Annotated in this window: 8 protein-coding genes; 3 read left to right on the forward strand and 5 right to left on the reverse strand. The window is 67.1% G+C overall.

Annotated features, from left to right (window positions below; all coding sequences use genetic code 11):
* Positions 1-37 precede the first annotated feature (37 nt).
* Both ACFWU5_RS10545 and ACFWU5_RS10550 read left to right on the forward strand, forming a co-directional pair.
* Positions 38-343, forward strand: coding sequence for a hypothetical protein (locus tag ACFWU5_RS10545; protein ID WP_379266904.1), 306 nt, complete (start codon positions 38-40; stop codon positions 341-343).
* 53 nt (positions 344-396) lie between these two features.
* Positions 397-1,788, forward strand: coding sequence for an FAD-dependent oxidoreductase (locus ACFWU5_RS10550; RefSeq protein WP_379266905.1), 1,392 nt, complete (start codon positions 397-399; stop codon positions 1,786-1,788).
* Here the strand turns inward: ACFWU5_RS10550 and ACFWU5_RS10555 are convergent.
* The 5 genes from ACFWU5_RS10555 to ACFWU5_RS10575 are packed head-to-tail and all read right to left on the reverse strand — an operon-like array spanning position 1,769 to position 7,575.
* Positions 1,769-3,121, reverse strand: coding sequence for a hypothetical protein (locus tag ACFWU5_RS10555; RefSeq protein ID WP_379266906.1), 1,353 nt, complete (start codon positions 3,119-3,121; stop codon positions 1,769-1,771). The two genes, ACFWU5_RS10550 and ACFWU5_RS10555, sit on opposite strands and share 20 nt — an antisense overlap.
* Before the next feature lie 9 nt (positions 3,122-3,130).
* On the reverse strand, positions 3,131-3,958 hold the full coding sequence (locus ACFWU5_RS10560) for an ABC transporter permease (RefSeq protein WP_379266907.1): 828 nt from the start codon (positions 3,956-3,958) through the stop codon (positions 3,131-3,133).
* Between the two features lie 20 nt (positions 3,959-3,978).
* Positions 3,979-4,926 (reverse strand): ATP-binding cassette domain-containing protein, encoded by a 948-nt coding sequence (locus ACFWU5_RS10565; protein WP_379266908.1) that lies wholly within the window; start codon positions 4,924-4,926, stop codon positions 3,979-3,981.
* Positions 4,923-6,164 (reverse strand): glycosyltransferase, encoded by a 1,242-nt coding sequence (locus tag ACFWU5_RS10570; protein ID WP_379266910.1) that lies wholly within the window; start codon positions 6,162-6,164, stop codon positions 4,923-4,925. The genes ACFWU5_RS10565 and ACFWU5_RS10570 overlap by 4 nt, the downstream gene beginning before the upstream one ends.
* Positions 6,165-6,168: 4 nt before the next feature.
* Positions 6,169-7,575, reverse strand: coding sequence for a condensation domain-containing protein (locus tag ACFWU5_RS10575; protein WP_379266911.1), 1,407 nt, complete (start codon positions 7,573-7,575; stop codon positions 6,169-6,171).
* A 22-nt stretch (positions 7,576-7,597) separates the two neighbouring features.
* Between ACFWU5_RS10575 and ACFWU5_RS10580 the strand changes: the two genes are divergently transcribed.
* Positions 7,598-8,017 carry a hypothetical protein gene (locus ACFWU5_RS10580; protein WP_379266912.1) on the forward strand — a complete coding sequence of 140 codons (420 nt, stop codon included), beginning with the start codon at positions 7,598-7,600 and terminating at the stop codon, positions 8,015-8,017.
* Positions 8,018-8,291: the final 274 nt, after the last annotated feature.

The following is an 8,291-nucleotide window of genomic DNA, read 5'->3' on the forward strand; positions in this document are numbered from 1 at the left end:
GGTTTCGTTGTCGGTGGGGGTGGTTAGAGTCGGTCGTATGTTCGACGAAACATGCTCCGCGAGAACCGAGTTGGAGCCACGTTTGCGACTCGCACTCACCGACCACCCGGCTTTCGAGGTCCGGTCGGTCGGCCGTCGGGAACTCCGTGTCGCACGGCCTTACGACCACACTAGGGAACGAACCCCGCGCCGCTTTCCGCTCATCCTCGAGCAGAAGCGCAAGTTCGCCCGAACCTGCGAGTACTGGTCGCCGGAGGGGGGAACTCCGTTGCGCCGGGATCGCGATCGAGAACAGCCGGTACGGAACCTGATCGCGGCCGAACAGGCCGAACTCGCCGCGTGACATTCGCGTGCGCGCACCGCCATGTCGAGCGATGACGGGCATACGGTGGGGGCATGGGCGAACGCATGGTGGTTATCGGCGCGGATGCTACGGGGATGGCGGCGGCGTCGCAGGCTCGTCGGTTGCGGGGGGTTGGGGAGCTCGAGATCGTGGTGTTCGAGAAGGGGGATCACGCGTCGTATTCGGCGTGCGGTATTCCGTATTGGGTTGCCGGGGATGTGGCGGAGGCCGATGATCTGATCGCGCGGTCCGCCGACGAACATCGCGCACGCGATATCGATCTGCGGATGCGGACCGAGGTGATCGAGATCGATACCGAGCGCAAGCGGGTGCTGGCGCGTGATCTCGATAGCGACGCGCAGGCTTGGATGGAGTACGACAAGCTGGTGATTGCCACGGGGGCGACGCCGATTCGTCCGCCACTGCCCGGCATCGATGCAGACGGTGTTCATGGGGTGCAGACTCTCGACGACGGGCAGGCGCTCATCGAGGCGTTGGAGTCCGCGACCGGGCGCGAAGCCGTCGTGGTCGGTGCCGGGTATATCGGTGTCGAGATGGCAGAAGCGTTGGTGCGCAGAGGGTTCGCGGTCACCATGATCACCAGGGCGGCCGAACCCATGGCGACCTTGGATGCCGATATGGGTGCGCTGGTGCGGGAAGCCATGGAGGGGATGGGAATTCGGCTCGTTCGTGATACCGAGGTGACCGGGATGCGCATCGGCGAGCACGGGCGGGTGTGCGCTGTGACGACCGCGCACGGCGACTACCCGGCCGATGTTGTGGTGCTGGGGATCGGTGTGCGGCCCGCCACTGATCTGGCGCGCGAGGCGGGGCTGCCGCTGGGTGCCAGTGGTGGTTTGCTCACCGATCTCGCTCTGCGGGTACGCGGGTTCGACGATATCTGGGCCGGTGGTGACTGTGTAGAGGTGCTGGATCTGGTGTCGGACACGCTGCGTCACATTCCGCTGGGCACCCACGCGAACAAGCACGGGCAGGTGATCGGCACGGGTGTCGGCGGCGGATACGCTACCTTCCCCGGTGTGGTCGGCACCGCCATGAGCAAGGTGTGCGAGTGGGAGGTGGCGCGAACCGGCCTGGGGGAGAAGGACGCTCGCCGTGCCGGGCTTCAATTCCACAGTGTCACTATCGAATCCACCGGACGCGCGGGGTATTTCCCTGGCGCGCACCCCATGACGGTGAAGATGCTGGCCGAACGCCGCACCGGCCGACTGCTCGGCGTGCAGATCGTCGGCCGCGATGGCGCCGCCAAACGCATCGACATCGCCGCCGTAGCGCTCACCGCGCGAATGACGGCGGAGCAGGTGACCTTCCTCGATCTCGGCTACGCCCCACCGTTTTCGCCGGTCTGGGATCCCGTTCTCGTCGCCGCCCGCGCAGCCGTACGCGCGGTGAGCAACCCGGTCGTCACCAGAAATGGGCAGTGAGACCCCAGGATTCGAATTCGGCGGTGGCGAGGGTGCGCAAGGCGGTGCGGGTGGGGAAGCGGTCGGGGTCTGCGCCAGTGATGGCGAGGGTGATGGTGTGGCCGTCGGTGGCGAAGGACAGGTTGACGCCTACTTCTACTCGGCGGAACATCTCGGTGTCGTTGGTGCACACGACGGGGCGCATGAGCACCGCTGAGGCTTTGTGGCCTGCGATGGTGGACACGCCCTGGGCGGTTTCACCGAGGTTGGTGCACAGGCATTCCGGTGCCTTGGCGGTGCGGGCGAAGTGGCGTAGGACGAAGCGGGGCAGGATCATTTGCACCGGTTGGAGGTGTTGCAGGGCGGGCGTCGTGGCTGGGTCGCGGTAGGCGGTGGCGGCGCGTTTCACCGCTGCGCGGACGGCTGCGAGGTCGATGGGTTCGCCGGCGCGGTAGGTGACCGAGATCGGGAGGCCGGTGGTGGCGTTCGCGCGCGGGTCGTCGGTGGTGCGCATCGAGTTCGGGATGTCGACGCGGATGTCGGCGGTGTCGCCGACGCGTCCGCTGCGGCCCAGGATGCCTGCGCCGAGGGCGATCAGCAGGCCGTTGGTGGTGCCGGAATGTGTTGCGGCGGCGGCATTCCACTCGGCGAGGTCGAGTTGGACGACCAGGTCCGCGGGTGACCAACGCGGGGGGAGGGGGAGCGGGGGTGTGTCGGGTCGTGGGTTGCGGTCGGGTTCGGTGACGGCGCGGGCGGCGATCGCTGCTCGGATGCCTTTCGCGACTGCGCGCAGTTGGTGACCTGCGTCGATCACATTCGCGCTCAGGCTGTTTCGTGGCGGGATACCGACCAGTGTTCCCGAACCGGTTGCGCGGTCGGGGGATTCGCCGAGTCTGGACAGTGCGTCGCCGACGGCGAAGAGCACCGCGCCACCATCGGAGGCCACATGCGAGGTCACCAGCGAAACCAGGGTTCCGCCCGAGGTGGTCGGCGCGGCGGATAGTCGCCATACCTGCCCGGTCTCGGGCTCGAAGTCGACGCGACTCTGGGCGAAGTACCAGTCCAGGATCTCGTCGTCGGCCACCGGCGCGGAGTCCCAGCCCAGCGGAAGCGATGCCGTCGCGGGCAGCCAGTACGGCCGGGCGAAAGGCAGTCGTGCGTTGTGCACTCGACGGGCCAGGAAACCCTGCGCGAGCTGGGCGTGGAAGCGGGCGAGCACGTCGCGATCGACAGGCTCGTCGAACCGCCAGGCGAGCTGGTTGACCAGGGCGTTGCCGTAGAGGCTGTGCAGCTTCAAGAACAGGTCGTCGTCGGCGGTGAGCCGGTTGACCGGCGCGGAAGTAGTGAGTGTCATCAGAACTCCTCAGCGAGCACGCAGCGTGCGAACGGTCAGGGGTGCGAACACGGCGGCGATCACCAGCGAGGCCACCACCGACCACAGTGCGTCGACACCGACCACACCGTTCTCGGCCAGGCCGCGCACCGCGGACACGAGGTAGGACACCGGGTTGTAGTCGGAGACGTATCGCAGCCAGGTCGGCATCGCCGATTCGGGGACCAGGGCATTGGACGCGAAGCTCAGGAAGGTGAGCACCAGCATCGACATGCCTTGCACCGCAGCGGGTCTGGACACGGTGACACCGATGAACGCGAACAGCCAGCTGATCGCCGTGGTAGCCAGCACGACCAGGACCGCCCCGGCGACGAACCCGACCGGATGATCGGGCCGATAACCCATCGAGAACCCCACGATCACCACCGTGGTCGCGGCGATCACGTACCGGGTGGCCCCGGCCAGTAGCGCTCCCGCGACCGGTGCCGACCGGGCGATCGGCATGGCGACGAACCGATCGAACACCCCCGACCGAATGTCCTCCGACAGCTGCACACCGGTCGCGACCGATGAGGTGAGCACGATCTGAACCAGCACACCCGGAATGAGAATCGGCAGATACGCCTGCGTGCTGCCCGCGATGGCGGTGCCGAAGATGCTGCCGAACAGCAGCGGCCCGACGATGGGCAGCAACAGTGCGTCGTAGAGCAACTGCGGACTGTGCCGGAAGGTGAGCAGGCCCCGCCACGCCATCATCAGCGACTGGAACAGGGAGGCGCGCAGACTGACGTGGGTGATGCGGGGGCGGCGGTCGATCGTGGTCCGTTCGACAGCCTTCTCAGCGATGGTGACGGTCATGATGGCCTCGGTCTTTCGGATCAGGCGGCGACGCGGTCGGTGCCGGTCAGAGCGAGGAACACGGCGTTGAGGTCGGGACGGTCGACGGCGAAACTTCGCAGTTCGATCCCCGCGGTGCGGCAGGCGGCGACGATGTCGGCGGCGATGCCGGCATCGGTCAGCGCGATGGTCAGCGTGCCCGCCGACGACCCCTCGGGCACCTCGCCGGTGAGCTCGGCGACGATGGACTCGGCATGGGCGGACTGCGCCGCATCGACCAGATCCAGGCGCAACACCTGGTCGCCGATGGAAGCCTTCAGCTCCGCGGCGGTGCCCTCGGCGACGATCGTCCCGCGGTCGATCACGGCGATCCGGTCGGCGAGCGCGTCGGCTTCCTCGAGATATTGCGTGGTGAGCAGCACGGTCGCCCCGCGGGCCACGAGCTTGCGGATGATGCCCCACATCTTGTCGCGGGTGTGCGGGTCGAGGCCGGTGGTCGGCTCGTCGAGGAAGATCAGCGGCGGGTCGGTGATCAGCGTCGCCGCCAGATCCAGGCGTCGGCGCATGCCGCCGGAGAACTGGTGCACCGGACGATCGGTGACCTTCGACAGTTCGAATTCTTCGAGGAGTTCGGCGCTGCGCCGTGCGGCATCACTACGGGACAGGCCGAGCAGGCGGCCGAACAGGCGCAAATTCTCACCGGCGGTGAGGGTTTCGTCGACCGACGCGTACTGGCCGGTGAGGCCGATCATCGAACGTACGGCGGTGGCGTCGCGCGTGATGTCGTAGCCGAAGATCTCGGCGGTGCCGCGATCGGGGCGCACCAGAGTCGCGAGCATGCGGACGGTCGTTGTTTTGCCCGCGCCGTTGGGGCCGAGCAGGGCGAACACGGTGCCCGCCTCGATGGTGAGGTCGACACTGCCGACGGCGGTGAAGTCACCGTAGGACTTGCCCAAACCGGTTGTGCGGATGGCGATCTCGGTAGTCATAGTTGCCTCCCGGCGGAATGGAACAACTCTGTCGATGGCGAAATGGCCAGTTCCTCGACGGCATCGGCGGCACGTTCCACACCATCGGTGGCGAAATCGGCGGCATAGGCGGCGGAGCGCAGGACCACCTCGGGCCGGGTGATCCGGTCGAGCAGGGTGTCTAGGCGTTCGCCGGTCAGCTGCTTCGCCGGAATCGTGGCGGCGAGGCCGAGGCGCTGTAATGCCTGGCCCCAGTACGGCTGATCCGCCTGCACCGAGCAGATCACCTGCGGCACACCGGCTCTCAAGGCGGCCGCGGTGGTGCCGGCTCCGCCGTGATGCACCGCGGCGACACAACGAGGCAGTACCAAAGCGTGATCGACCTGTCCGACAACGGCGACATCCGGTTCGAAGCCCGCGGCGATCGACGCCCAACCCGACGCGAGCAGCAATCGGCGGCCACGTCGGGCGCACACCTGCCGCAGCATCGCGACGAACGCGGCCGGGTCGCCGACATCCATGGAGCCGAAGCCGACGTAGATCGGTGCGGTTCCCGCATCGAGCCACTGTTGCAGAGAGGTGGAATCTGTTGTGCTGGTGAGGAATCCGTCCGCATCGACCGGAAAGCCGGTGAACGGGCCTGGTAGCTGGTCGCTGACACCAGGGAACAGCTGCGGATCGTAAGCCTGAATTCGCTTGCTCCGCACCGTAACTCGGGATGCGGCGGGTAGGACCGGAGCCAGCGCGGCGGCTCGAGCGCGGGCCAGCATCGTCCAACCCCACCGATGGGCGAATCCGGGAAGTCGGGCCGCCCAGCTCACCGGCGCGACCGGAACGGCACTGTTGGGCTGAATCGGGAAGAAGTGCACCGCCGCGAACGGCAGCCCGACCTCCCGCGCCACCGACTCGGCGACTTCCTCGCCCGCCATCCCCGCGACCACCACATCATGGTCCGGGACCAGCGCGCGCAGGTCGTGCAGTTGCTCGGGGACGCCTCGTCGCTGCAGGTCGAACAGTGCGCGCAGCCGGGCGCGGGGATCGCGGCTGGCGAACCGCTGATCGGTGCGCTGCGCCTGCAGCAGGTCGGCGGTGTCGCGACCGAACGGGACCGCGGGCACGCCGTGGTCTTCGGCGAACGAGACGAGGTTCGGCGCCAGCGCCACAGTCACGTCGTGACCGCGCGCTCGCAACGCCCGCGCCAGCAGGATGCCGGGTTGCGCGTCACCGCGACTGCCCGTGAAAGCCAACAGCGCCCGCATCCCCTCACCCCGCCTGCACGGCGACGCGCGGCAGCCCTGCATCGGCCGAAGTCACTGTGTCCACGATCGACGACATCGCCTGCCCGAACGCGGACAGGAATTCGTCCATCACCTCGGCCGGGAGTCCGGCGGGGTACCGGGTCGACACATACAAGCCGTCGGCGGCGCGCACGATCCACAGGAAGACCTCGTCGGGCGAGTACGACTGCGCGCGCAAGGTGCGACCGCGCAGGTCAGCGACCAGTTCATAGCCGGGTAGCACGCGAATATCGAGGAAGGAGATCCCGAAGCGCGGCGTTTCGGCCACCTCGAGCAGTTCCATCACCCGAGACCAGGACGCGTCGTTGGCGGTGCGCGAACTGCGCAATGCCGTGCGGGTGCGCTCCATGGCGTCGGCCATGCCCGAGCCGGGTGTGAGCGCGATGTCGACGGGGACCACGTTGACGAACCAGCCCATCGACTCCATCCAGCGCACATCCGGGCGGGTGGCGATCGGCATCGCCGTGCGCATCCGGTCGTCGCCGAACCGCTGCTGATGGGCCACCGCCAGCGCGGCGAACACCGCCACCGACATCCGATGCCGCACCTGATCCAGCGCGGACTCGACCTGCTCGAGATCGGGCAGATCGAGCAGCTTCCGCGACACGCTGGGCTGCGGCAGATCCGCGCTCGCGGGGCGTTGCGCGTGCGCGGCGAAGCGCGGCATCGCGCCGTCGGCGAGGAATTCCCGCCAGGTCTCCACCGCGGGCGAGTTCGCGTCCAGCTCGGCGGCGTTCGCGCGCTCGAGCACGGCGAAGTCGGCCGAACTGCCGAACGTGACCGATTCGCGCGACTGCTCGCCCGCCATGACCTCGCGGTACAGCGTGCGCAATTCCAGGATCAGGATGGCCTGGGCGTACGCGTCCATCACCGAGTGATCGGCGGCAACCAAGACGGTGAAATCGTCGGTGTCGTGTGCCACGGTGGCCGCGAGGCAGTGCGGCCAGGTCAGCGGGGACAGTCGCTGTTCGAGTGTGCCGCTGAGGAATTCGTTGATGCGGGTGCCGTCGGTGAGGCCGTGCACCGGCTCTTCGGCGATGCCGACCTCGGTGCCGCCGGCGACGAGCCTGCGCGGTTCGCCCGCGGATTCGGTGCTCACCGTGGTGCGCAGTCCTTCGTGCCTGGCATGCCAGCGCCGCAGCGTTTCGCACCAGGTCGCGCTGTCCAGCGGTGCGTCCATTTCGAAGATGGTGCCGATCCAGCGGCCACGACCGGGCAGGGGATCGGCGGGATCCACGCTGCCGCAGTAGTCGGCATGCACGCTGGTCAGCGGGCGGTCGTCGGACTGCCACGCGTGCGCGGGGAGCTGCGGCGTCCACATCGACAGCGTGCCCGGACGGATCTCGAATTCGGACAGGTGGGTGTATTCCATGACCGGGTTCACCTCGTGACCAATGCGTGCCGAAACGGCGGAAGGGGGAAATCGGGAGTGCACCTCGGTGTGCCGCCTGATGCTTGATAACTGCGAGCTCGATCGTATCTGTGAATTTGCTGAAAGCATTACCGTGACGGCGGTCACGATTTCGCTGAACATAACTCTTCGGCCTGCGCATTTGTTGACGTTCCTGGCCGATACCTGCTGGCGGGCAAGCGATTTGGACTATCTCTGTTCAGGAACGCTGACGTCTGCCGATATTTTGTTCACCGCGAAAGAATTGATGCATGTCGGCGTCATCACACCGCAGATGGGCGGTCGTCCAACTGCGTTTCCCGGGCGTTCATCTGACGCAATTCATCAGCCGTCCACAATATGCGAACTGTCGCATCTGTCCGAGATCACAACCTCGCCTCCGCGCCGCCGGTTGCTAGGGTGAACTGCGAAGTGTTCGTTCGATGTTAGGAAGCTCATGGGAAGCACTGCCCTCGATATCATGGCGTTGGTCCTCAACCGCGTCACCGAGTTCTGGAACTGGATGGCCACCGGCTCGTCGGGGTTCCCGCCTCTGTGATCCGTTGAGGTCACGCTCGACGTCTGAAAACCCCTGAGGGCCACCTGGGCGATTTCTAGGGGTCGTCGCAACACCGCTGGTGTTAGACGGTGAGTAGATCACGCAGACGCTCGGCTGGGGTATCCCAGTCGAGCGTTTT

This window comes from Nocardia sp. NPDC058640, assembly GCF_042716995.1.
GTDB lineage: Bacteria > Actinomycetota > Actinomycetes > Mycobacteriales > Mycobacteriaceae > Nocardia.

Bases quoted from the DNA above. Each gene is read 5' to 3' on its own strand.
- ACFWU5_RS10565 (WP_379266908.1), bottom strand. From the start codon at position 4,926: ATGACTACCGAGATCGCCATCCGCACAACCGGTTTGGGCAAGTCCTAC.
- ACFWU5_RS10580 (WP_379266912.1), top strand. From the start codon at position 7,598: ATGCGTGCCGAAACGGCGGAAGGGGGAAATCGGGAGTGCACCTCGGTG.
- ACFWU5_RS10555 (WP_379266906.1), bottom strand. From the start codon at position 3,121: ATGACACTCACTACTTCCGCGCCGGTCAACCGGCTCACCGCCGACGAC.
- ACFWU5_RS10545 (WP_379266904.1), top strand. From the start codon at position 38: ATGTTCGACGAAACATGCTCCGCGAGAACCGAGTTGGAGCCACGTTTG.
- ACFWU5_RS10560 (WP_379266907.1), bottom strand. From the start codon at position 3,958: ATGACCGTCACCATCGCTGAGAAGGCTGTCGAACGGACCACGATCGAC.
- ACFWU5_RS10570 (WP_379266910.1), bottom strand. From the start codon at position 6,164: ATGCGGGCGCTGTTGGCTTTCACGGGCAGTCGCGGTGACGCGCAACCC.
- ACFWU5_RS10550 (WP_379266905.1), top strand. From the start codon at position 397: ATGGGCGAACGCATGGTGGTTATCGGCGCGGATGCTACGGGGATGGCG.
- ACFWU5_RS10575 (WP_379266911.1), bottom strand. From the start codon at position 7,575: ATGGAATACACCCACCTGTCCGAATTCGAGATCCGTCCGGGCACGCTG.